Origin of the sequence: Martinezella miluonensis (assembly GCF_900094545.1) — a bacterium.
In the GTDB taxonomy this organism is placed as follows: domain Bacteria; phylum Pseudomonadota; class Alphaproteobacteria; order Rhizobiales; family Rhizobiaceae; genus Rhizobium; species Rhizobium miluonense.
Genome location: NZ_FMAH01000004.1, coordinates 28779 through 53264, shown reverse-complemented (window position 1 = coordinate 53264; position 24486 = coordinate 28779). Strand labels below are relative to the sequence as shown.

At 60.5% G+C, this 24486-nt stretch carries 19 protein-coding genes; 15 read left to right on the top strand and 4 right to left on the bottom strand.

The genetic code is table 11. From position 1 onward, the window contains the following. Positions 1-69 precede the first annotated feature (69 nt). The 9 genes from GA0061102_RS05680 to rpmG all read left to right on the top strand — a co-directional run bounded on the left by GA0061102_RS05680 (position 70) and on the right by rpmG (position 11578). On the top strand, positions 70-1026 hold the full coding sequence (locus GA0061102_RS05680; RefSeq protein ID WP_092844866.1) for an aspartate carbamoyltransferase catalytic subunit: 957 nt from the start codon (positions 70-72) through the stop codon (positions 1024-1026). Beyond that, positions 1023-2312 (top strand): dihydroorotase, encoded by a 1290-nt coding sequence (locus GA0061102_RS05675; RefSeq protein WP_092844864.1) that lies wholly within the window; start codon positions 1023-1025, stop codon positions 2310-2312. Before GA0061102_RS05680 ends, GA0061102_RS05675 begins: the two co-directional genes overlap by 4 nt. Before the next feature lie 33 nt (positions 2313-2345). After that, positions 2346-2963, top strand: a complete 618-nt coding sequence (gene plsY, locus GA0061102_RS05670) for a glycerol-3-phosphate 1-O-acyltransferase PlsY (protein WP_092844862.1) — start codon at positions 2346-2348, stop codon at positions 2961-2963. After that, entirely contained in the window at positions 2963-4111 is a 1149-nt protein-coding gene (dprA, locus tag GA0061102_RS05665; RefSeq protein WP_092844860.1) for a DNA-processing protein DprA, read from the top strand. Before plsY ends, dprA begins: the two co-directional genes overlap by 1 nt. A gap of 175 nt (positions 4112-4286) precedes the next feature. Continuing rightward, entirely contained in the window at positions 4287-6962 is a 2676-nt protein-coding gene (gene topA / locus GA0061102_RS05660; protein ID WP_092845261.1) for a type I DNA topoisomerase, read from the top strand. Beyond that, positions 6959-9337, top strand: coding sequence for a ribonuclease R (gene rnr, locus GA0061102_RS05655; RefSeq protein WP_092844858.1), 2379 nt, complete (start codon positions 6959-6961; stop codon positions 9335-9337). Before topA ends, rnr begins: the two co-directional genes overlap by 4 nt. Before the next feature lie 32 nt (positions 9338-9369). Continuing rightward, a complete protein-coding gene (locus GA0061102_RS05650) occupies positions 9370-9825 on the top strand; it encodes a DUF983 domain-containing protein (RefSeq protein WP_092844856.1) in 456 nt (151 codons plus the stop codon). A 304-nt stretch (positions 9826-10129) separates the two neighbouring features. Continuing rightward, positions 10130-11314, top strand: coding sequence for an MFS transporter (locus GA0061102_RS05645; protein WP_092845259.1), 1185 nt, complete (start codon positions 10130-10132; stop codon positions 11312-11314). Between the two features lie 96 nt (positions 11315-11410). Then, positions 11411-11578, top strand: coding sequence for a 50S ribosomal protein L33 (rpmG, locus tag GA0061102_RS05640; RefSeq protein ID WP_003547442.1), 168 nt, complete (start codon positions 11411-11413; stop codon positions 11576-11578). An 815-nt stretch (positions 11579-12393) separates the two neighbouring features. Here rpmG and GA0061102_RS05635 read toward each other — a convergent pair. Continuing rightward, complete coding sequence (locus GA0061102_RS05635) at positions 12394-13767, bottom strand: PleD family two-component system response regulator (protein WP_092845257.1); 1374 nt, start codon at positions 13765-13767, stop codon at positions 12394-12396. Between the two features lie 16 nt (positions 13768-13783). Then, on the bottom strand, positions 13784-14155 hold the full coding sequence (locus GA0061102_RS05630; RefSeq protein ID WP_028754034.1) for a response regulator: 372 nt from the start codon (positions 14153-14155) through the stop codon (positions 13784-13786). A gap of 131 nt (positions 14156-14286) precedes the next feature. Here GA0061102_RS05630 and GA0061102_RS05625 point away from each other — a divergent pair, with 131 nt between their 5' ends. Both GA0061102_RS05625 and GA0061102_RS05620 read left to right on the top strand, forming a co-directional pair. Continuing rightward, a complete protein-coding gene (locus tag GA0061102_RS05625) occupies positions 14287-14595 on the top strand; it encodes a DUF3572 domain-containing protein (RefSeq protein WP_092844854.1) in 309 nt (102 codons plus the stop codon). Between the two features lie 2 nt (positions 14596-14597). Then, the gene (locus tag GA0061102_RS05620; protein WP_092844852.1) at positions 14598-15245 is read left to right on the top strand and encodes a hypothetical protein; all 648 of its coding nucleotides are present in this window, start codon (positions 14598-14600) and stop codon (positions 15243-15245) included. Between the two features lie 15 nt (positions 15246-15260). On the opposite strand, the gene GA0061102_RS05615 is transcribed toward GA0061102_RS05620, so the two are convergent. Further along, positions 15261-15839, bottom strand: a complete 579-nt coding sequence (locus tag GA0061102_RS05615; protein WP_092844850.1) for a GNAT family N-acetyltransferase — start codon at positions 15837-15839, stop codon at positions 15261-15263. An 82-nt stretch (positions 15840-15921) separates the two neighbouring features. Between GA0061102_RS05615 and GA0061102_RS05610 the strand changes: the two genes are divergently transcribed. The 3 genes from GA0061102_RS05610 to GA0061102_RS05600 all read left to right on the top strand — a co-directional run bounded on the left by GA0061102_RS05610 (position 15922) and on the right by GA0061102_RS05600 (position 19908). Beyond that, on the top strand, positions 15922-17211 hold the full coding sequence (locus GA0061102_RS05610) for a DNA polymerase IV (RefSeq protein WP_092845255.1): 1290 nt from the start codon (positions 15922-15924) through the stop codon (positions 17209-17211). Positions 17212-17402: 191 nt separating this feature from the next. Then, a complete protein-coding gene (locus tag GA0061102_RS05605) occupies positions 17403-18443 on the top strand; it encodes a glycoside hydrolase family 25 protein (RefSeq protein WP_092844848.1) in 1041 nt (346 codons plus the stop codon). 193 nt (positions 18444-18636) lie between these two features. Beyond that, positions 18637-19908, top strand: a complete 1272-nt coding sequence (locus GA0061102_RS05600) for a L,D-transpeptidase family protein (RefSeq protein WP_092844846.1) — start codon at positions 18637-18639, stop codon at positions 19906-19908. Between the two features lie 62 nt (positions 19909-19970). On the opposite strand, the gene dnaE is transcribed toward GA0061102_RS05600, so the two are convergent. After that, a complete protein-coding gene (gene dnaE, locus GA0061102_RS05595) occupies positions 19971-23465 on the bottom strand; it encodes a DNA polymerase III subunit alpha (RefSeq protein WP_092845253.1) in 3495 nt (1164 codons plus the stop codon). 357 nt (positions 23466-23822) lie between these two features. Between dnaE and GA0061102_RS05590 the strand changes: the two genes are divergently transcribed. Continuing rightward, the gene (locus tag GA0061102_RS05590) at positions 23823-24416 is read left to right on the top strand and encodes a hypothetical protein (protein WP_167667915.1); all 594 of its coding nucleotides are present in this window, start codon (positions 23823-23825) and stop codon (positions 24414-24416) included. The last annotated feature ends 70 nt before the right edge of the window (positions 24417-24486 follow it).

The following is a 24486-nucleotide window of genomic DNA, read 5'->3' as shown; positions in this document are numbered from 1 at the left end:
CATGCGCGCGCTTGCCCCTTTCGCGCTCCCTCTCTATAGACCCCGTGACGACATTCAGAGGGCAGGTCCATGGTCTTCTTTCCCCACCGCCACCTCATCGGCATCAAAGGCCTCACCGAGCAGGATATCACCTATCTTCTCGACAAGGCGGACGAAGCGGTCAAGATAAGCCGCCAGCGCGAGAAGAAGACGTCGACGCTTCGCGGCCTCACGCAAATCAATCTCTTCTTCGAAGCATCGACACGCACTCAAGCCTCCTTTGAGCTGGCCGGCAAGCGGCTCGGCGCCGATGTGATGAACATGTCGGTCGGCAACTCCTCGGTCAAAAAGGGCGAGACGCTGATCGATACGGCGATGACGCTGAACGCCATGCGGCCCGACGTGCTTGTCATCCGCCACTCGAGCGCCGGTGCTGCCGCGCTGCTGGCGCAGAAGGTCTCCTGCTCCGTGGTCAATGCCGGCGACGGTCAGCATGAGCATCCGACGCAGGCCCTGCTCGACGCGCTGACGATCCGCCGCGCCAAGGGCAAGCTCTCGCGCATCATCGTCGCGATCTGCGGCGACGTCCTGCATTCGCGCGTGGCCCGTTCCAACATTCTACTCCTGAACGCCATGGGAGCGCGCGTCCGCGTCGTGGCGCCCGCCACCCTGCTGCCGGCCGGCATCGCCGACATGGGCGTCGAAGTCTTCCATTCGATGAAGGAAGGACTAAAGGACGCCGACGTCGTGATGATGCTGCGGCTGCAGCGCGAGCGCATGTCCGGCGCCTTCGTGCCCTCGGTGCGCGAATACTATCACTTCTACGGGCTTGACGCGGAAACCCTCAAGGCCGCCAAGGAGGATGCGCTCGTCATGCATCCCGGCCCGATGAACCGCGGGGTGGAAATCGCTTCCGAAGTGGCCGACGGCCCGCAAAGCGTCATCGCCGAACAGGTGGAAATGGGCGTCGCTGTCCGCATGGCCGTGATGGAAACCCTGCTCGTTTCACAGAACCAAGGACCTCGCAGCGAGGGAGTGGGCGCATGAGCAACTCGATCGTTCTCCAGAACGTCCGTATCGTAGACCCCTCGCGCAATCTCGACGAGGTCGGCACGATCGTTGTCGAAAACGGCGTGATCGTTGCATCCGGCAAGGATGCGAAGAACCACGGGGTTCCTAAGGGTGCGACCGTTCGCGATTGCAACGGGCTCGTTGCCATCCCGGGTCTGGTCGATGCCCGCGTGCATGTTGGCGAACCCGGCGGTGAACATCGCGAAACGATCGCCTCCGCGAGCCGTGCGGCAGCGGCAGGCGGCGTCACCTCCTTCATCATGATGCCGGACACGGATCCCGTCATCGACGATATCGCCCTCGTTGAGTTCGTCAGGAAGACGGCGCGCGACACGGCCGTCGTCAACGTCTACCCGGCCGCAGCCCTCACCAAAGGGCTCGCCGGCGAGGAAATGACCGAGATCGGCCTGCTGCGGGAAGCCGGCGCCGTTGTTTTCACCGACGCCCATTCCAGCGTCCACGACAGCCAGGTTCTGCGCCGTCTGATGACCTATGCGCGCGAATTCGGCGCGGTGATCTCCTGCGAGACGCGCGACAAATATCTCGGCGCAAACGGCGTCATGCATGAAGGCTTGCTCGCAAGCTGGCTCGGGCTCTCAGGCATTCCGAAGGAAGCCGAGTTGATCCCGCTGGAACGTGACCTGCGCATCGCGACGCTGACGCGCAGTCATTATCATGCAGCGATGATTTCGGTGCCGGAATCGGCGGAGGCCATTCGCCTCGCCCGCTCGCGCGGGGCCAAGGTTACCTGCGGTATCTCGATCAACAATCTCGCGCTCAACGAGAACGACATCGGCGAGTATCGGACCTTCTTCAAGCTCTATCCGCCGCTGCGCTCCGAAGACGACCGCACGGGCATGATCGAAGCTCTGGCAGACGGCACGATCGACATCATCGTCTCCTCGCATGACCCGCAGGATGTGGATACGAAGCGCCTGCCATTCGGAGAGGCGGAAGACGGTGCCGTCGGACTCGAGACGCTGCTACCCGCCGCGCTCCGGCTCTATCACAGCGGCCAGGTCAGCCTGATGCGGCTCGTCGATGCGCTCTCGACGCGGCCGGCACAGATCTTCGGGCTCGCTGCGGGCACGCTGAAGCCCGGCGCCAAGGCCGATATTGCGCTTGTCGATCTCGACGAGCCTTGGCTTGTCGCAAAAGACATGCTTCTGTCGCGCTCGAAGAATACACCCTTCGAAGATGCGAGAATGAGCGGCAGGGCTGTTGCAACCTATGTTGCCGGCAAGCTGGTTCATAGCCTCTAGGACAGGCCCGGAATTTACGGAGAATAAGACGTGATGGCGGACTTCTGGACTTGGCAGCTTTCCCCACAGACCGCGCTGGCCGCCCTCGTCATCGGCTACCTGCTCGGCTCCATTCCCTTCGGCCTGTTGCTGACCCGCATGGCCGGGTTAGGAGACGTGCGCAACATCGGCTCGGGCAATATCGGCGCGACCAATGTGCTGCGCACCGGCAACAAGGGGCTTGCGGCCGCGACCCTGCTGCTCGACGCCTTCAAGGCCACCGTCGCCGTGTTGATCGTCGCGCATTTCTTCGGCAATGACGCGGCGGTGCTCGCTGGTTTCGCGGCCTTCATCGGTCATATCTTCCCGGTCTGGATCGGCTTCAAGGGTGGCAAGGGCGTCGCGACCTATTTGGGTATCCTGCTTGGCCTGGCGCCGCTGATGGCCTTGATTTTCGCCATCATCTGGCTGGTCATCGCCTTCACCACCCGTTACTCCTCGCTTTCCGCGCTGGTTGCAACCCTTGTCATCCCGGTTGTATTGTGGATATTGGGCGTCGATAAGATCGCCGCCGCCATGGCGCTGATGACCATCATCTCCTGGTACAAGCACAGGGCCAACATCGCCCGGCTCACCACCGGGACGGAAAGCAAGATCGGAGCGAAGGGGTAATGGACACAGGCAGCGCAAGACGGACCGGAGTTGCGCTGACCGAAAAACAAAGGATCGCCTGGCTCAGGCTCATCCGCTCCGACAATGTCGGACCGTCCACCTTTCGCGATCTCATCAATCACTACGGTTCGGCCGAAGCAGCACTTGCCATGCTGCAGGAGCTTTCGCAGCGCGGCGGCTCGACACGGGCCATCCGCATCGCCGATGAACGGGACGCCTTGCGGGAGCTGGAAGCAGCGCATCGCTTTGGCGCACGCTTCGTCGGCATCGGCGAACCGGACTATCCTCCTGCTCTTCGGGAGATCGACGGCGCGCCGCCGCTTCTTGCGGTCAAAGGTAACATGCCCACAGCGACAAGACCGGCCATCGGCATGGTCGGCTCGCGAAACTCTTCGATCAGCGGCGCAAAATTCACCGCCATGATCGCCCGCCTCTGCGGCGAGGCCGGCTATGCCGTGGTCTCGGGCCTCGCGCGCGGCATCGATACGGCTGCCCACCGCGCCAGCCTCGCGACCGGCACGATCGCCGCCATGGCGGGCGGGCTCGACCAGCCCTACCCGCCCGAGAATATCAGCCTGCTGAACGAAATCTGGGACGGCAACGGACTTGCCGTCAGCGAAATGCCCTTCGGCTGGGAGCCGAGGGCTCGCGACTTCCCGCGACGCAACCGCCTGATCGCCGGCATCTCACTCGGCGTCGTGGTCGTCGAGGCGGCAACGCGCTCCGGCTCTCTGATTACGGCGCGGCTTGCCGGCGAATTCGGCAGGCTCGTCTTTGCCGTTCCCGGCTCGCCGCTCGATCCTCGCTGCGAAGGCACGAACGGCCTGCTCAAGGACGGCGCGATGATCGTGACGACGCCGAACGATGTCGTCGAGGCGCTGCGGCCGCTCGCCGAGCCCGATCTCTTCCATCCGCGCCCTCCCGAAGCGCCCGTCGAAAGGCGTAAGCCGCTCTCGACACCGCCCGATGATGCGGAGCGCGACCACATCGTCGAGGCGCTCGGGCCGACGCCGGTCGAAATCGACGACATCGCCCGCCATACCGGCCTACCGATATCGGCTGTTCATTCCGTCCTTCTCGAATTGGACATGGCCGGCCGGCTGCATCGCCATCCCGGCGGGCTGGTGTCGATCTCCATGCTGGATTGAAAACTGTGACACGCGTACCAATTCTAAGCATCGCATCGTCACGCCAAGCGCAAAAATCGCCTTCGCCTCTTGACCGCGACGATTTCCCTGTCCATGTCGGAAGGCCGGGAAGACGGAAAAAACCGGTATCTCCCGCGCCTTATACCGGCGCGACCTCATATTCAGAGACTTAATGATGAATGTAGTAGTGGTGGAATCGCCTGCCAAGGCCAAGACAATCAACAAATATCTGGGACCCGGATATAAGGTTCTTGCTTCCTTCGGCCATGTGCGCGACCTGCCCGCCAAAGACGGTTCGGTGCTGCCGGATCAAGATTTCGAAATGCTGTGGGAAGTCGACGGCGCTTCGCAAAAGCGCATGAAGGACATCGCCGACGCGATGAAATCCTCCGACGGCCTGTTCCTCGCGACCGACCCGGATCGCGAGGGTGAAGCTATTTCCTGGCATGTGCTCGACCTGCTCAACAAGAAGCGCGTCATCAACGGCAAGCCGGTGAAGCGCGTCGTCTTCAACGCCATCACCAAGAAGGCCGTGCTCGACGCGATGGCCGACCCGCGCGATATCGACGTGCCGCTGGTCGATGCCTATCTCGCCCGCCGCGCCCTCGACTATCTCGTCGGCTTCAACCTGTCGCCGGTCCTGTGGCGCAAGCTGCCTGGCGCCCGCTCGGCCGGCCGCGTGCAGTCCGTCGCACTTCGTCTCGTCTGCGACCGAGAATCCGAGATCGAGCGCTTCATTTCCGAAGAATACTGGAACCTTTCGGCAATCCTGAAGACGCCGCGCGGCGATGAATTCGAGGCGCGCCTGGTCGCCGCCGACGGCAAGCGCCTGCAGCCGCGCGCAATCGGCAATGGCGAAGAGGCCGGCAAGCTGAAGGCATTGCTCGAAGGCGCCGCCTATGTCGTCGACAGCGTCGAGGCAAAGCCGGTCAAGCGCAATCCGGCACCGCCTTTCACTACGTCCACGCTGCAGCAGGCTGCCTCCTCCAAGCTCGGCTTCTCGGCCTCGCGCACCATGCAGGTCGCGCAGAAGCTCTATGAAGGTGTCGATATCGGCGGCGAGACGGTCGGTCTCATCACCTATATGCGTACGGACGGCGTGCAGATGGCGCCGGAAGCGATCGATGCGGCGCGACACGCCATTGCCGATCAATTCGGCAACCGATACCTACCGGAGAAGGCACGCTTCTACTCGACCAAGGCGAAGAATGCCCAGGAAGCGCACGAAGCCATTCGTCCGACCGATTTCGATCGCACGCCGGACCGCGTCCGCAAGTTCCTCGATGCCGACCAGCTCAGACTCTACGACCTGATCTGGAAGCGCGGCATCGCCAGCCAGATGGCATCGGCCGAGATCGAGCGCACCACCGTCGAAATCCTTGCCGACAATGCCGGCAAGAAGGCAGGCCTGCGCGCCGTCGGCTCCGTCATCCGCTTCGACGGCTTCATCGCCGCCTATACCGACCAGAAGGAAGACGGCGAACAGAGTGACGATGCCGACGACGAAGATGGTCGCCTGCCCGAAATCAATGCTCGCGAAAACCTCGCCAAGCAGAAGATCAACTCGACGCAGCACTTCACCGAGCCGCCGCCGCGCTATTCGGAAGCGTCGCTGATCAAGAAGATGGAAGAACTCGGCATCGGCCGTCCATCGACCTATGCCGCAACGCTCGCGACACTGCGTGACCGCGACTACGTGACGATCGACAAGCGCAAGCTGCTGCCGCAGGCCAAGGGCCGGCTTGTCACCGCCTTTCTCGAAAGCTTCTTCACCAAATACGTCGAATACGACTTCACCGCCGATCTCGAAGAGAAGCTGGACCGCATCTCGGCCGGCGAACTGAACTGGAAGGACGTGCTCCGCGACTTCTGGCGCGATTTCTTCGCCCAGATCGAAGACACCAAAGAACTGCGCGTCACCAACGTGCTCGACGCGCTGAACGAGGCGCTGGCGCCGCTCGTCTTCCCGAAGCGCGAAGACGGCAGCGATCCGCGCATCTGCCAGGTCTGCGGCACGGGCAACCTGTCGCTGAAGCTCGGCAAATACGGCGCCTTCGTCGGCTGCTCGAACTATCCGGAATGCAACTACACCCGCCAGCTTTCTTCCGAAGGCGGCGCTGAAGCCGAATCCAATGGGTTGAACGAGCCGAAGGCGCTCGGTGCCGATCCGGTCACCGGTGAAGAGCTGACGCTGCGTTCGGGCCGCTTCGGACCCTATATCCAGCGAGGTGACGGCAAGGATGCCAAGCGCGCCTCGCTGCCGAAAGGCTGGAAGCCCGAGGATATCGACTACGAAAAGGCGATGGCTTTGATCTCGCTGCCGCGCGACATTGGCAAGCACCCGGAAAGCGGCAAGATGATCTCTTCCGGCATCGGCCGCTATGGACCTTTCCTTCTGCATGACGGCAGCTACGCCAACCTCGAAAGCGTGGAAGACGTCTTCACCGTCGGCCTGAACCGTGCCGTGACGCTGATTGCCGAAAGGCAGAACAAGGCGGCTGGCGGCAGGGCACGCGGCGGCACTCCTGCAGCGCTGAAGGATCTCGGCGAGCATCCGGACGGCGGTGGCTCGATCACGGTCCGCGACGGCAAGTATGGCCCCTATGTCAACTGGGGCAAGGTCAACGCCACCTTGCCGAAGGGTACGGATCCGCAGGCGATCACGGTCGAGGAGGCCTTGGCTCTGATTGCTGCGAAGGCCGGCAAGAGCGGCAGCACCACCAAGAAGGCGCCCGCCAAAGCAAAGACTGCGGCAGCTGGCGCAAAAGCGACGAAAACGACCGCCAAGCCGAAGGCTGCTGCAAAGAAGCCCCCGGCCAAGACGGCAGCGAAAAAGAAGAGTGCAGAGTGAGCAGAGAACCGCGCGGCAGGATCCCATCGTCGGAACGGCATTCCGGCAAACCCGGCCGCGCCGGTAAGGCAGGCGGCGATGCCGAGCCCATGATGGCTATCGTCCACGGCGTCCTGCCGCCGCGCGAGGTCATTCTGCGCTTCATCGCCGATCATCCGCAGCAGGCCTCCAAGCGCGAGCTAGCCAAGGCCTTCGGCTTGAAAGGCGAGAGCCGCGTCGCGCTGAAGGAACTGCTGCGCGAACTCGAAGAAGAAGGCATGGTGCAGAAGAGCCGCAAGTCGCTCATCCGCCCCGGCGCGCTGCCGCCGATTGCCGTTCTCGATATCACCACCCGCGACAAGGATGGCAGTTTGATCGGCCGCCCGGCCGAATGGGCAGATGAAAACGGTGTTGCACCGGCCGTGATGATCAAGCAATCCTCATCGCCTGCCGGCCGTAACGGCAAGGGCAAGGCGCCCGTCGCCGGCATGGGCGACCGCGTTCTCGCGAAGATCTTCCCGGCGGTGGATCGCGGCGGCCCTGCCTATACGGCCCGCATCATCAAGGTCATCGACAAGCGGCAAGGCGCCTCCATGGGCGTCTTCCGCGAGACGCCCGGCGGTGGCGGCCGACTGATGCCGATCGAACGGCGCGGCGAGGAAATGGTGATCGATCCGGATTATACCGGGGGCGCCAAGGACGGCGATCTGGTCGAAGTCGAAGTGGCACGCCTTGGCCGTTTCGGCCTGCAACGCGCCAAAGTACTGTCTGTCGTCGGTTCGGTCGCCTCTGAAAAGGCGATCTCGATGATCGCCATTCATGCCCACGGCATCCCGCATGTCTTTCCCGCTGCAGTTATTGCGGAGGCCGATGCGGCCAAGCCCGCAACGATGTCCCATCGCGAGGATTGGCGCAGCCTGCCGCTGATAACAATCGATCCGGCCGACGCCAAGGACCATGACGATGCCGTCTATGCCGAAATGGATCCCTCGCCCGACAATCCGGACGGCGTGATCATCACCGTCGCCATCGCCGATGTCTCTTGGTATGTGCGCCCGAACTCGCCGCTCGATCGCGAGGCGCTGAAACGGGGCAACTCGGTCTATTTCCCGGACCGCGTCGTGCCGATGCTGCCCGAGCGCATCTCCAACGATCTCTGCTCGCTGAAGGAAGGCGTCGACCGCCCTGCCCTCGCGGTGCGGATGGTCTTCTCCAAGGAAGGGCGCAAGGCGGGGCACACCTTCCATCGCATCATGATGAAGAGCGCCGCCAAGCTTTCCTACCAGCAGGCACAGGCGGCGATCGACGGCCAGCCCGATGACAAGACGGGGCCGATGCTGGAGCCGATCCTCAAGCCGCTCTGGCACGCCTACAACATTCTGAAGAAGGGCCGCGACCGGCGCCAGCCGCTCGAGCTCGACATGCCCGAGCGCAAGATCCTGCTCAAGCCTGACGGCACGGTCGATCGCGTCTTCGTGCCGCCGCGCCTCGACGCGCACAAGCTCATCGAAGAGATGATGATCCAGGCGAACGTCGCCGCAGCCGAGACTCTTGAGAAGCGGAAACAAGTGCTCGTCTACCGCATCCATGACGGGCCGACGCTCGCCAAGCAGGAGGTGCTGCGCGAATTCCTGGCGACGCTCGGCATGTCGCTCGCCAAGGGCGGCAACGTCCGCGCCAACAGCTTCAACGGCATCCTCGCGAAAGCGGAGGGCACGCCGCATCAGACCATGGTCAACGAGATGGTGCTGCGCTCGCAGAGCCAGGCGATCTACAGCCCCGACAACATCGGGCATTTCGGCCTCAACCTGATGAAATACGCGCACTTCACTTCGCCGATCCGCCGTTATGCGGATCTGATCGTGCATCGCGCGCTCGTCGGCTCGCTCGGCCTCGGCGAAGGCGGCATCACCCCGGACGAAGAGGCATCGCTCGACGATATCGCGGCTGAAATCTCCACCTTCGAGCGCCGCGCCATGGCGGCCGAACGCGAGACCGTGGACCGGCTGATCGCCCATCACCTTGCCGGCCGTGTCGGCGCGGAATTCGAGGCACGCGTTGGCGGCGTCACCAAGTCGGGACTTTTTGTCACCCTGCCCGACTATGGCGCCGATGGTTTCATCCCTATATCTACGCTCGGCACCGATTACTTCATCTACGACGAGGCGCATCAGGCGCTGACCGGCGAGAAGACCGGGCTCGGTTACCGTCTCGGCGACGATGTGACCGTAAAACTGGCAGAAGCCGTGCCGCTTGCCGGGGCGCTGCGCTTCGAAATGCTGAGCGACGGGCGGCCGATGCCGACGGCGGTGCGTTCCTTCCACAAGGCAACTCGCCGCAACAAGACCCCCGCACGCAAAGCGCCGGGGACGAGACCGCCGCGCGGCCGCAGATAAGGGGCGGCTGCCGGCCAGAAGGAAGAGCATTCATGACGGGCAGTCCATCCGATTCCCCCATCCGCTATGGCGGCTCCGATGAAAACGAACGCCCGCTCGGCCGATCGATTTCCCGGGGCATGCTCAATCGCTGTCCGCGCTGCGGTACGGGTAAGCTCTTCGGCGCCTTCCTGAAGCCGGTCGATCATTGTGCCGTGTGCAACGAAGAGATCTTTCATCAGCGTGCAGACGACCTGCCGCCCTACCTCGTGATCTTCGTTCTCGGTCATCTCATCGTTGGCGGCTACATGATGACGGATATGGCCTTCAGCCTGCCAATGTGGGCGCATCTCGCCGTCTGGGCTCCCATTACCGTCATCGCGGCACTTGCCATCATACAACCCATCAAGGGCGGCGTTATCGGCCTGCAATGGGCGTTGCGCATGCATGGCTTCGGCGGCCATGACGACAGCCCGGACGAACGGGACCAAGGAAACAACCGGTCGTGACCATATTGGCCAGCCTGTGTCAACGGTCGCCCAACTGGCCGCGGCCATTTCGTATTGCCGCAGCTTTCTATCGAGAACCGGTATCGATTCGTCGCATATTCGCGATTCGCAAGAATTGCTTTGCCGGCAACGGCTTGACATCAGCGCCATTTCTTGTCTGAACATGCCGGGCGTCGAAAGGATCATTGCGGGAATATGACCGATCTTATGAAAGCCGACCCGTCACCTGAATTTGGCCGAGCCGTGCCTTTCTGTTTCCCACGTCCCGATCGATTCGCCTGCCATGCGCTCCAAGGATCCGTTTATGCTTGAACCGACGAACGACAAGGCCGGCCATGTCGAAGAGATTCACTGGCCTTCGCTCGTCGCAGCCATCGCGTCGGTGTCCGCCGTGGGCATTGCCATCGGCCTGGGCCTGCCGCTTCTCAGCATCATTCTGGAAAAACGCGGCGTACCCTCGAGCCTGATCGGGCTGAACACGGCAATGATGGGCGTAGCTGCCATGCTTGCCGCGATCATTACGACAAAACTCGCGCATCGTTTCGGCGTCGTACAGACGATGATCTGGGCCGTCATACTCTCCGCGCTGAGCTCGCTGGGCTTCTACTACGCGGAAAACCTGCTCCTGTGGTTCCCGCTGCGCATCGTCTTCCACGGATCGACGACGACGCTGTTCATCCTGTCGGAATTCTGGATCAATGCCGCCTCGCCGCCTTCCAAGCGCGGCTTCGTGCTCGGTCTGTATTCCACGGTCTTCTCCCTCGGCTTTGCGGCCGGCCCCCTGCTCTTCTCGCTTGTCGGCAGCGAAGGGCTCATGCCCTTTGTCATCGGCGCCTGCATCATCCTGGCGGCCGCCATTCCGATCTTCATCGCCCGCAATGAAAGCCCGCTCATCGACGAGAAGCCCGAACTGCATTTCGTACGCTATATCTTCCTGGTCCCGACGGCGACGGCTGCGGTTTTCGTGTTCGGCGCCGTCACCGTCGGTGGCGGCTCCCTGTTCACCAGCTACGCGACGCGGTTGGGCTTCAACGAATCACAAGCAGCGCTGCTGCTGACCGTCATGGGCGTCGGCAATTTCGTCTTTCAGATCCCGCTTGGGCTGCTTGCAGACCGTATGCGCGACAAGCGGCCCTTGTTGTCGATCATGGCCATTATCGGCCTTGTGGGCGCGCTGCTGCTGCCGTCTCTCTCCTCGAACTGGATCATTCTCGCCGTCATTCTGCTCTTCTGGGGTGGCTGTGTCTCCGGCATGTACACGGTCGGACTCAGCCATCTGGGCACGCGGCTGACTGGCGCAGACCTTGTGGCGGCCAATGCAGCCTTCGTCTTCTGCTATGCCATCGGCATGGTTCTCGGCCCGCCGACGATCGGCACGGCCATGGATTTGGCTAATCCTAGCGGCTTTGCCTGGGCTGTTGCCTTTTTCTTTGGCCTTTATGTCCTGCTTTCGGGGATACGGCTGCTTTTCATGGGCAACAGGGGTTGACTTTTCGGGCGCGATTTGTAGTTTCGCGCCAGAATTCGCCGTGGACCTCCGCACTGGCCGTCCACGGCGTTCATTTTTATTAAAGGCAGGACGACCATGGCCAAGGCTACCACCATCAAGATCAAGCTGCTGTCGACGGCCGACACCGGTTTCTTCTACGTCACGACGAAGAACAGCCGTACGATGACGGACAAGATGACGAAGACGAAGTACGACCCGGTTGCTAAGAAGCACGTCGAGTTCAAGGAAACGAAGATCAAGTAAGTTTCCTAAACCTAGGGTTTTGAAAAGGCGCTGCCTGCTGGCTAGCGCCTTTTTTGTTTTGCAGCCATTTTCCGGCTCCAAGCTCAGCCGAGCGTTTCCATTCGAGACGCACTACAAAAGAGATTGCCTGGTTGCCTCAAAGAAAAACGCCGCCTTCGAAAAACGAAGAGCGGCGTTTTGAGTTTGGGGGCCGGCTAGCATGCAAAACGGCACGAGGAACCGTTATCTCTTGCCTGCCAGCCGACCGACCCCACGACCCAGGAGATGCGGCGGACCTGAGCATCATGGGGTATCTCGAAACCCTTAGGGGCTGTCTCTGTACGAGACTAAATTCGCGCGAAATCGGAAGAAAATCAACAAATTCTTAATGATGAAAAATACCTGTCTGCGCGGATGGTTAAAATTCACATCTTCGGCGGCAGAATTTTCTATAGAATTAACAAATTAAATTTGAAAATATACAAATAATAAAAATGAAACTATCGTATAAATGGCAAATTGTAAATACATATACTTAAGAATATTCGCACATACAAGCAAATTTTGACTATTAATCAGCCAATCTTCACGAAGACCATCAAAGTAATGAAAATAAATCTGACTTTTATAACAACTTATACGACATATGTTAAAACAACCTCCACAACAACCAACTGTCACTCTAACAATAAGTAAAACTAAGAGAGTTATTTTTCACGAGACCGAAACTGCTATGGCCAGAATATGAAGTTCAAAAACATTTGGGCCTCGTTCAAAACTTCAGGAATCCCCCCAAATATTCACTGGGAAACTTACCTATAATGGCCCATTTCCGGTCAGGCAGCTGACGCGACAACTCGGTTGCGCCCTGCTCTTTTCGCCTCATAGAGTGCGCGATCGGCCTGCTTCATCAACTGCTCCGGCGACTCCACTGTCTCCAAACGACACGAGATTCCGAACGAGGCGGTAATGTTAAGCGCCACGCCGCTATCCCTCAGCCGCACCGGCATATTTTCTACCGCAGCGCGCAGCCGTTCGGCGACGCCGGCAGCAATATCGGCGGGTGTGTCCGGCATGACAACGACGAACTCTTCGCCGCCGTAGCGACAAGCGAGATCGGCGCCGCGTACGGTGGAGCGGATGCGGGTGGCGAACTCCTTGAGCACTTCGTCACCGGCATCATGGCCATAGGTGTCGTTGACCAGCTTGAAGCGATCGATATCGGCGATGAGGACGGAGAGCGGCCGTGCCCGCGCCAGCGACCGATCGAAAAGGATCTTCAGATGGTTATCCAGATACCGCCTGTTGTTCAGGCCGGTGAGCGCATCGGTGACGGCAAGCTCGATGGTGTGCTGCACGCTGGCGCGCAAACGGTCATTATAGCGTTTGCGGCGTATCTGCGTCAGACAGCGGGCCACCAGCTCGTTCGGATCGAGCGGCCGAACGATGTAATCGTTGACGCCCAGATCGAGAGCGCGAATGATCATCTCATCCGCACCCTGCTCGGTCACCAGCAGAACGGGGAGAAAGCGCGTACGCTCCAGCGAGCGAAGCTGGGAGCAGAGCCGCAGCGGATCGTGGTCGTCGAAATTCGAATTCACGATCACGAGCTCGAATGGCCGCTCCGCCGCTTCGAACAAGGCCGCCTGCGGGTCGGACATGGCGACGACATGGGCAATCGGCTTGAGCGTGCGAATGATTCGTTCCTGCGAATTGGCGCGGCCGTCGACCAGAAGCACCTGCCCGACCTCTTCGGCGCGGCCATCGCCGGCGCGCAGCAGATCGTCGATGCCGAAGTTGCGCGCGGTCTCGTTGCGCATATGCAGTTCATCGCTCAGCGTCTTCAGGCGCAACAAGCTCTTGACGCGTGAGATGAGCTGCAGGTCGTTGACCGGCTTGGTCAGGAAATCGTCGGCACCGGCCTTCAGGCCACGCACACGGTCGGCGGGCTGATCGAGCGCAGTCACCATGACCACGGGTATGTGGGCGGTGCGGGGATCGGATTTCAGGCGCTCGCACACCTCAAAGCCATCCATGCCTGGCATCATGATATCCAGAAGGATCAAATCGACCTGCGTGCTCGCACAGATGTCGAGCGCCTTCAGACCGTCTTCGGCCGTCAGCACTTCGAAATATTCGGCCAGCAGCCGTGCTTCCAGAAGCTTTACGTTGGCGGGGATATCGTCGACTACCAGGATGCGCGCTGTCATCATTCCCTTCCCATCTTCAGGCGTCGCCAAGATAGGTCTTGATCGTCTCGATAAATTTCGGCACGGAAATCGGCTTCGAGACATAGGCTTCACATCCGCCCTGGCGAATGCGTTCCTCGTCGCCCTTCATCGCGAAAGCGGTGACCGCGATCACCGGGATGACGTGCAGATCGTCGTCTTCCTTGAGCCATTTAGTGACTTCCAGGCCGGAAACCTCCGGAAGCTGGATATCCATGAGGATCAGGTCCGGGCGATGCTTGCGCGCGAGATCAAGCGCTTCCATGCCGTTCCGGGTCTGGATCGTCGTATAGCCGGACGCCTCGATCAGATCGCGAAAGAGCTTCATATTGAGCTCATTGTCTTCTACAATCATTACCTGTTTAGGCATGGAGAAATGTCCCTGCATCCGGTATTGCATCCATTCTCTCGAAATATAGGGTCGCGAGGAACCGATTCCACAAATACTTGAATCGCATACTACCGGGATTTGGTTGAAAAATAGGTAACTCACCCTTCAAAATGCAAAGTAACTTCAAGAACCCGAAGAAGAATGCGGCTGAGCCGCAAGAGACAGCCATTGCCGTACTCGGCTGGCTGGCCAATGAACCGGATATGTTCAGCCGCTTTCTGGCGCTTACCGGCGTCGAGCCGGCACAGGTGCGCAACGCGATCAACGAGCCCGCCTTTCTTGCGGGCATGCTGGACTTCCTGATGCACCACGAGCCGACATTGCTGGCCTTCTGCGAAGCAAGCGGCATTCCGCCCGAAGCTGTTGCTGCCGCGTCGGCGCATTTTTCGCCGCCTGGCCTCGCTTCCGGAGAATATTGACGATGGATGCTGCGCTCGAATTCGATACATCGCATATCCGCCTCCAGGATCGGCCTCTGATCGTCTGCGATGTCGATGACGTCGTATTGCATTTCTTTGCGCCTTTCCTGACTTTCCTTGATGGCGAGGGTCACGAATTCCTGCCGCGATCCTTCCGGCTGACCGGCAATATTGTTTCCAAGCTCAATGGAACGGCGCTGGAGGAGAAAGACGTCCATCGGCTGATCGACACTTTCTTCGAAGCACAAGAGCGCTGGCAGACGCCATTCGATCGGGTTGTCGATACGCTTGGCGATTTCTCTAGGGATGCCGATATCGTTTTCCTCACGGCCATGCCGCCGCAATTCTGGGCTCAGCGGCGGCGCCTTCTGGATCGGCTGGGGCTCGCCTATCCCCTGCTCGCGTCGTTGCAGCCGAAAGGGCCGATCGTACGATCGTTGCATGCAGAACGCGCTTTGCCGGTCGCCTTCGTCGACGACATGGCCCACAATCTGCATTCGGTCAGCGAACATGTTCCGGATTGCCTCCTGATCAATCTGAAGCCGGATTCCATCGTTCATCGCATGGCGCCCTCCGCACCGGCGGGTATCAGCGAAGCGAACGAATGGAGCCAGGCGGCCCCCTTGCTCCGGGCCCATATCATCCGCTGAAACCAGCCGCCCATGTCAGAGGACGAGGCGCATCAATGGCCGCCCGTCCTTGCGCTTGGCAATCTCGGAAAATCCGGCCGCCTCGAATATGCGCAGCGAGCCGACATAGAGACCGACCGATTTCGACTGCTTTGTGCGCTCGATCGGACAGCCCTCGAGCAGGCGCGCGCCGGACGCCCTGGCGAAATTCACGGCTTCCGACAGCATGCGATGACTATATCCCCTGCCGCGATCCTGCGCATTCATGAAGAAGCAGCTCACGGCCCAGACAGAGCTATCCTCAGCATCGGCCAGATCGAGCGGGCGCGATACCGTTTTCTGCGAATTCCACTGCGGCAGCTCCGAACGGGGACCAACCTGCACCCAGGCAACCGGGCGCTCGCCGATATAGCCGAGAAGGCCGGGCGGCGGTCCGGCGGCAATGCGCTCCTGCATGAAGCGCTTCTTTGCGTCTCCATCCATCGTCTTGCGCTGTGACGTCGGAACCCGGAAATGGGTGCACCAGCAGCCATAACAGGCACCGCGAGGCCCGAAGAGCGCCTCAAAATCGTCCCAGCGATCCGGCGTCAACGATTGCACGTTCAAATTCTCCACGCCTACCTCCCTGTTGCTTTCCAGCTTGAGACTCGCAAAGTTAGAACATAAAGTGGCGATGTTCAATTTTTGTTCTCATTCGATGACCAATGCGCCCGACAAAACTCCCGGCTTCTGTCGCGATTGCTTGAGCGAGCAATCGGCGGCGCGAACGCGATGCCGGGCATGCGGCAGCCCTCGCCTCCTCTACCATCGGGAACTTTATGCCCTGACGTTGGCGCATATCGACTGCGACGCCTTCTACGCGTCGATAGAAAAACGAGACAATCCGGAGCTGGCCGACAAGCCCGTCATTATCGGCGGCGGCAAGCGCGGCGTTGTCTCAACGGCCTGCTATATCGCCCGCATCCACGGCGTCCGATCGGCCATGCCGATGTTCAAGGCGCTGGAAGCCTGCCCCCAAGCCGTCGTCATCCGCCCGAACATGGAGAAATATGTCCGCATCGGCCGGGAAGTCCGTGGCATGATGCAGGATCTGACGCCCCTGGTGCAGCCGCTTTCGATCGACGAAGCCTTTCTGGAACTCGACGGCACGCAGCGGCTCCATCACGATCCGCCGGCCCGCATCCTCGCCAAATTCGCCCGGCGCGTGGAACAGGAAATCGGCATCACCATCTCCGTCGGCCTCTCCTATTGCAAATTCCTCGCCAAGGTGGCCTCCGATCTGCAGAAGCCGCGCGGCTTTTCCGTCATTGGACGGGAAGAGGCGCTCTCCTTCCTGGAGCCGCGGCCGGTCACGATCATATGGGGTGTCGGCAAAGCCTTTGCCGCAACGCTCGAGAGCGATGGCATTCGCACCATCGGCCAATTGCAGGGCATGGAGGAAGGCGACCTCATGCGCCGCTACGGCGTCATCGGGCAGCGGCTTTTCCGCCTCTCGCGCGGCATCGACGACCGGACGGTGCATCCGAACGAAGCAGCAAAGAGCGTGTCTTCCGAAACCACCTTCTTCGAAGATATTTCCCGCCATGACGATCTCGTACCGATCCTGCGCGATCTCTCCGAAAAGGTTTCGCGGCGCCTGAAGCGCAGCGGCATCGCCGGCCAGACCGTCGTCCTCAAACTGAAGACTTCAGATTTCAAGAGCAGGACACGCAATCGCCGCCTGGAGGATCCGACCCAGCTGGCGGACCGGATTTTCCGCACCGGTCTGCGTCTGCTTGAAGCCGAGACCGACGGGACGAAGTTCCGCCTCATTGGCATCGGCGTCACCGATCTTGGCGATGCCGGGCGCGCGGATCCGCCCGATCTTATCGACGAACAGGCGACGCGCCGAGCAGCTGCGGAGGCTGCAATGGACAAGCTGCGAGAAAAATTCGGCAACAAGACGGTCGAGACCGGTTACACATTCGGCGATAAACGCCATAAATAACAACATCTTATCGGTAGATCACCATCAAGTGACACTTGGCTGCCCAGGAAATAATCCGCTTACGTGCGCGATTCCTTGCGCGAGAAAAGCTCGGATTCAAACTTTCTTGGTAAATTTCCATTAGGACTCAGAGTCTGTAACTTCCGGGCGGCGTGGATTCGTCGTCGATTGTGTTTTGCGTACGGGTTCCTATGCGTCTATCGGCTGTATCGACCATTTTTCTCGCCTGTCTGACGATCTCAGGCTGCACCGCACGGGGTGAGCGCGAAGCCGCGCAAGCCAGCCTGCCTTCGAAAGAAATGACCAGCTCGATCACAAAGACCGGCCGAGCGGTGCCGTCGGTCGAAATCGGCGAAACGGTTTCACGCGTCGAGCGGCAACAAGCTCTGGCAGTCGCGATGCCGACCGACATCCGGCCGGAAGCATTCGTGCCGTCCAGCCAGGGCGGCGGCGACGCTCCGGTGCCGTTGCAACGGCCGCTCGCCATGCTCGCGCCGTCGAACCCGATCCCCCGCGCTCTGCGGCAGCAGCCGATGCAGATCTATGGCCATCGCTTCCGCGATGCCAAGCCGATCAACTTCGGCTCCTCGACGTCGCCTCGCAAGCTTGCTGTCCATGGCGTCGACGTCTCGCGCTGGCAGGGCGAAATCGACTGGGATACGCTGCGCACGCAGGGCGCGAACTTCGTTTACATCAAGGCCACGGATGGCGGCGACCATCTCGATCCGATGTTCAAGAAGAACTGGCGGGCTGCCCAGCAAGCCGGTCTGAAACATGGCGCTTACCATTTCTTCTATTGGTGCCGGACTGCCGGCGAACAGGCCGATTGGTTCATCCGCAATGTTCCGAGGGAAGCCGGGGCGCTGCCGCCTGTTATCGACGTGGAATGGAACGGCGAGTCGAGCTGCAAGCGACGCCCCTCGCGCGAACAGGTGCTTGCCAAGATGCAGGTCTTCCTGGACAAGCTGGAAAGGCACTACGGCCAGCGCCCGATCGTCTATACCGCTCCGGATTTCTATCGTGACAATCTGAGCGGCGAGCTGCTCAGCTATCCCTTCTGGCTGCGCGCGGTTGCCGCGCATCCGTCCAAGGTCTATCCCGGCCGCAAATGGCTGTTCTGGCAGTATTCCGGCTCGGGCGTCTCCCACGGCGTCGACGGCAAGATCGACCTCAACGCCTTCCATGGCAGCGAGCAGGACTGGCACAACTGGGTGGCCTCCAGCGCTCACTGATCCCGGGAGATCAACGTTTCAGTCATCGCCGAAGCAGAGTTTGACCGCTCCGCTTCGGCGATGTCGCATTTGGCTATAACCAAACAGCCAGACGCTTTCACCGGAGCAACAGGGCACTGCTTTTCGGCAAGTCTTCCTTAAACTTCGAAGTCTAACGTTGGGCGCTACGAGTATTGCGTTTTGGTTTGTGTCTATGAAGCCGTTTTTGTTGCTTGGGCTTGGTCTTTTGTCAGCCACCGCCCTTTCCCAGCCTGCTTTTGCCGCGTCGGATGCCCGCACCCTGCAGATCGTTGTATCGAAGGACAGGCAATCGCTTGCGGTCTATGACGGCGACCAGGTGGTGGCGACGTCAAAGGTCTCGACCGGCAAGCGCGGCCATACGACGCCGAGCGGCATCTTCTCCATTCTGGAAAAGAAGGTTTATCACGAGTCCAATCTCTACTCGGCATCGCCCATGCCCTTCATGCAGAGGCTGACGTGGTCGGGCATCGCACTGCACGAATCCAACTCGGTTCCGAATTACCCTGCATCCCACGGCTGCGTGCGCATGCCGAAGGCCTTTGCCAAGATGCTCTACCAGATGACCGAGCGCGGCGTGCATGTCGTCATCGCCGATCAGCCGCTGGTGCCCCAGCCCTTCGAAAACGCGATGCTGTTCCAGCCGCAAGCCGCGCCACCGCCGGCATTGTTCTCTGGCATTGAACTTCGCCCCATGACTGCAAGCTTTCTGCAGCAGGGACAATCCCTGCAGGTTGCGACGAACGATGTTACCTCGATCAAGATACCAAAGGCCCAGGAAATCGTTGCGCCGCCTGCCGATCTCGCGCCACTCAGCATCCTGATCACCCGGCGTGGCCTGCGCGAAAATGTGCGCGACCTCCAGGGCCTCCTGAACGGAATGGGGTTCATCACCGGAACGCCCGACGGCATGCTCGGACCTTCGACGGTGCAGGCGATCGAAGACTTCAGGAAGGCACATGACATCAAAGCTATAGGCGATCTTGTCAGCCCGGCCCTGATGAAGGTGGTCTATGCCGCCGCCGGCAAGGGCGAACCACCGAACGGCGCAATCATGGTCCGTCAGAATTTCAAGCCACTCTTTGAAGGGCCTGCCATCATCGCCGAGCCACAGGAGGCACTCGGCGTGCACTTCTTCACCGCCAACACGATCGACCGCATCAACGGCAAGGCAGATTGGTTCGGCATGACCCTGGAAGAAGATCTGAGCAAGCAAGCAAAGAAGCGGTACGGCATTTCCAGCGAGGAGCAATCGCAATCGCTTGATGCGGCCGAACAGGCGCTGAGCCGCATCAGCGTTCCCGACGAGGTGCGCCATCGCATCGAGGATCTGTTGACGGCCGGCTCATCGCTGACGATTTCCGACACCGGCGTTGGACCTGAAACCGGGAACGAAACCGATTTCATCACCATCACCAATAACGGCGCGCTCGGGAAGAAGGGCTAAAGCCTTTTCGCTTTTACGCAATTCCGGACGGAAAACCGCCATGCACTTTTCCTGGAATTGCTCTAGACCAGCTCCACGTCGATCACGCCCGGCGCCGTACGCAGCGCGGCTGCGATTTCCGGCGTGATCCGATATTTCTCCGGCAGTGCTACCTCGACCTCGCGCAAGCCTTCCTCCTTGATGACGATGAAGGAGACGAGGCCGTCGCCCTTGGCATTCAGATGCGCGGCAACGGCTTTCAGCGGCCCGGAATCGCGGACATAGACGCGCAGAGCCTTCTGCATCTGCAGCGATTTCTCCTCCAGCGACTGCGCCGTCTGCAGGCGCAAACTGATGCCTTCCGGGCGCTCGTCCGCCTGGGCGGTGATGACGAAGGATTTGCCGACTTCGAGAACGTCGCGATACTGGTTGAGCGTTTCGGAGAAGAGCACGGCTTCGAACTGTCCCGAGGCATCGGAGAAGACGAAGATGCCCATCTTATTACCGGTGCGGGTCTTGCGCTCCTGCTTCGAGATCACCGTGCCAGCCAGGCGGCCGTTGCTGGCGCCCTGCTTCACCGCGGCGGAGAAATCGGCGAAGGGCTGCACGCGCATCTTGTCGAGCACGCTCTTGTAAGTGTCGAGCGGATGCGCCGTCAGATAGAAGCCGAGCACCTGGAACTCGCGCAGCAGCCGCTCCGAGGCAAGCCAAGGCGTATAGGGCGGGAACACGATCTTTTCCGGACCTGACGCCGCACTCCCGAACATGTCATGCTGGCCGCTGCGCTTGTTTTCCTGCGCCACCTGGGCATAGCCCATGATGCGATCAAGGCCGGCGATCAGCTGCGCACGGTCGATTTCGAAGCAGTCGAAGGCGCCGGCGCAGATCAGGCTTTCCAGAACGCGGCGGTTGATCTGCTTGGGATCGATGCGCAGGCAGAAGTCCTCGATGCCGGCAAATGGCTGATCGCCGCGCACTTCGAGGATATGGTCGACGGCGGATTCGCCGACGCCCTTGATCGCCGCCAGCGCGTAGTAGATGCGGTTGTCGCCGGTCTCGAAATGGCGAAAAGAGGTCTGCACCGATGGCGCGATGACCTCGATGCCCAGACGCTTGGCATCCTGACGGAAGTCGTTGACCTTTTCGGTATTGGACATATCAAGCGTCATCGACGCTGCCAGGAACTCCACCGGGTAGTGCGCCTTCATATAGGCGGTCTGGTAGGAGACGATGGCGTAGGCAGCGGCGTGCGACTTGTTGAAGCCGTAGTTGGCGAATTTCGCGAGCAGATCGAAGATGACGTCTGCCTGCCCCTTCGAAACCTCGTTCTTGATGGCACCATCGACGAAGCGCTCGCGCTGCTGGTCCATCTCCGCCTTGATCTTCTTACCCATGGCGCGGCGCAGAAGATCGGCTTCGCCGAGCGAATAACCCGAGAGCACCTGGGCGACCTGCATCACCTGCTCCTGGTAGACGATAACGCCCTGCGTTTCCTTGAGGAGATAGTCGATCTTCGGATGGATCGACTCGATCTCTTCTTCGCCGTGCTTGCGGGCGTTATAGACCGGGATGTTCTCCATTGGACCCGGCCGATAGAGCGCCACAAGCGCGATGATGTCCTCAATGCAGTCCGGGCGCATGCCGATGAGAGCCTTGCGCATGCCCGCACTTTCCACCTGGAACACGCCAACCGTCTCGCCGCGCGAGAGCATGTCATAGGTCTTCTTGTCGTCGAGCGGGATGCTGGCGAGATCGATACTGATGCCGCGCTTGGCGACAAAATCGACAGCCGTCTTCAGAACCGTAAGGGTCTTCAGGCCAAGGAAGTCGAACTTCACGAGGCCGGCCTGCTCCACCCATTTCATGTTGAACTGGGTGACCGGCATGTCGGAGCGCGGATCGCGATACATCGGCACCAGCTTCGAAAGCGGCCGGTCGCCGATGACGATACCGGCGGCATGCGTCGAGGCATGGCGATAAAGGCCCTCGATCTTCTGGGCGATATCGAGCAGGCGGGCGACCACCGGCTCCTTGTCCGCCTCCTCCTGCAGACGCGGCTCCTCCTCGATTGCCTTGCTGAGCGGGGTCGGATTGGCGGGATTGTTCGGCACCAGCTTGCAGATCTTGTCGACCTGGCCATAGGGCATTTCCAGCACGCGGCCGACGTCGCGCAGGGCGGCGCGCGCCTGCAGCGAACCGAAGGTGATGATCTGCGCCACCTGCTCGCGGCCATACTTGGCCTGCACATAGCGGATCACCTCTTCGCGCCGATCCTGGCAGAAGTCGATATCGAAGTCCGGCATCGAGACGCGTTCCGGATTGAGGAAGCGCTCGAACAGCAGCGAGAAGCGCAGCGGATCGACGTCGGTGATGGTCAGCGCATAGGCGACCAGCGAGCCCGCACCTGAACCACGGCCCGGGCCGACCGGGATATCATGCCGTTTGGCCCATTTGATGAAGTCGGCAACGATCAGGAAGTAGCCGGGGAACTTCATGCGCTCGATGACGCTGAGCTCGAATTCCAGCCGGTCGCGATATTCCCTTTCCTCGTAGCCCGGTGCCATGCCGAGCGAAGCCAGACGTTGGTCGAGCCCTTCCACTGCCTGGGCGCGCAGCTCCGCGGACTCGGCGCGTTCGGCCTCTTCCGCATCGTCAGTGGCGCCGGTGAAGCGCGGCAGGATCGGCTTGCGCGTCTTCAGGACGAAGGAGCAGCGGCGGGCGATCTCGACCGTATTCTCCAAAGCCTCCGGCAGATTGGCGAAGAGTTTCGCCATGTCGGCGCGGCTCTTCAGATAGTGATCCGGCGTCAGGCGGAAACGCGTATCGTCCGAGACGATGGCATTGTGGGCAACGGCCATCAGCGCGTCATGCGCGTCATAATCGTCACGCGTCGGGAAAAAGGCCTCGTTGGTCGCAACGAGCGGAATGTCATGCTCGTAAGCCATCGCGATCATCTTCTGCTCGTGGCGGCGATCATAGGTGCCGTGACGCTGCAACTCGACATAAAGCCTGTCGCCGAAGAGACGCTTCAGCCTCAGTAACCGGGAGAGCGCCTGCCCGGAGTGCCCTTCCTTCAGCGCCATGTCGACAGGCCCGCTCAACGAGCCGGTCAGCGCGATCATGCCTTCCGTGCCGATCTCTTCCAGCCATGATGCGGTGATGTGAACGGCGCTATTGCCTTCGCCGCCGAGATAGGCGCGGCTCACCAGATCGACGAGGCGCTCATAGCCCTCCTCGGTGGAGGCAAGCAGCACGATCGACGGCAGCTTCGCCAGTGCCTGCTGCGGCCCGCGTTTCTCGCCCTCGCCGCCATCTTCCATGTCGATCGATACCTGACAGCCGATGATCGGCTGCAGGCCCTCGTCCATCGCCTTCTGCGAGAATTCCAGCGCAACGAAGAGGTTATTGGTATCGGTGATTGCGATGGCCGGCTGACTGTCGCCGGCGGCCTTGGCCAGTATCTTCTTGAGCGGCAGTGCGCCCTCTAGCAGAGAGTAGGCGGAATGAATCCGCAGGTGCACGAATTCCGGCATTTCGCCGACCGGCGCAACCGCGCCGCTGCCACCTACATCTGCCATCTCATACCCTTCCGCATGCCAAAATGAATCAGTGCTATTTTCGGCATTGCGGATCATAAAGTCCAGAAGTTGCTCCCATCAAATACGGGAGCAAGCATGTGCATATGGAGGATAAAATTCACATCGCCATCATGATGAGGGAAAAGCTGGCAACGAACATGACGATGGAGGTGAATGCTGCAACGTCTCGAATGATATCGGTCATTTACGCTCTCCTTACTCGTTATGTTTCTTTTTTGTTCTATTTTTGTTCGAGAGTCAATAGAGGTGTCAGTAAAATTCATCACCCGACTTTTCCGTCTGCGGATGGACGCGGAAATGGTCCGGCGCTATGCAGAAGCAAACGGGGACATTACGATGAAATCACTTGCCTGCGCTCTCATTCTTCTTTCGGCTGCAACGGTTGCTCATGCTGACGACACCGCCGCGCCCGGCCGCATCATTGACGCCGCGATCGGCGACTGGAACAAGGATGGCAAGCCGGATCTCGCCCTGCTCGCAGCAGGCGCCGAGGACGATCAGGCCGACAACCCGATCGGCGTCTATATCTATCTGCGCGATGACGAACACTCCTTGCTGAAGCTCGCCGCAAGCGCTCCGAACAAGATATGGGGCAGCGTCGCGCCCGGCGGCATCGTCGGCCAGGAACCGTCGATCTCGGCGCTGCCGAACGGTTCGATCGCGATCGTCTCGCAGAATGATGCCATCGGGCGGGATCGCTGGCATCAAACGCTGACGCTTGCCTATCGCAACAACAATTTCGTAGTTGCCGGCTACACTTACGACTCCCGCGATACGCTCGAGCCGAATAACAGCCATAACTGCGACTACAACGTGCTAACAGGCAAAGTGACCAAGGACGGCAAGACGCTGAAAGCCGAGGCCAAGACCGTCAGCATCCAGGACTGGCAGGACGATATCGGCCAGAAGGCCTGCGGAAACGGCGAATAGCCACGCATGTTCTCTTTTTGTTCTTTACAAATCGCCTGATCGCAGGCATTGTGGCCGCTCACCAGAATTG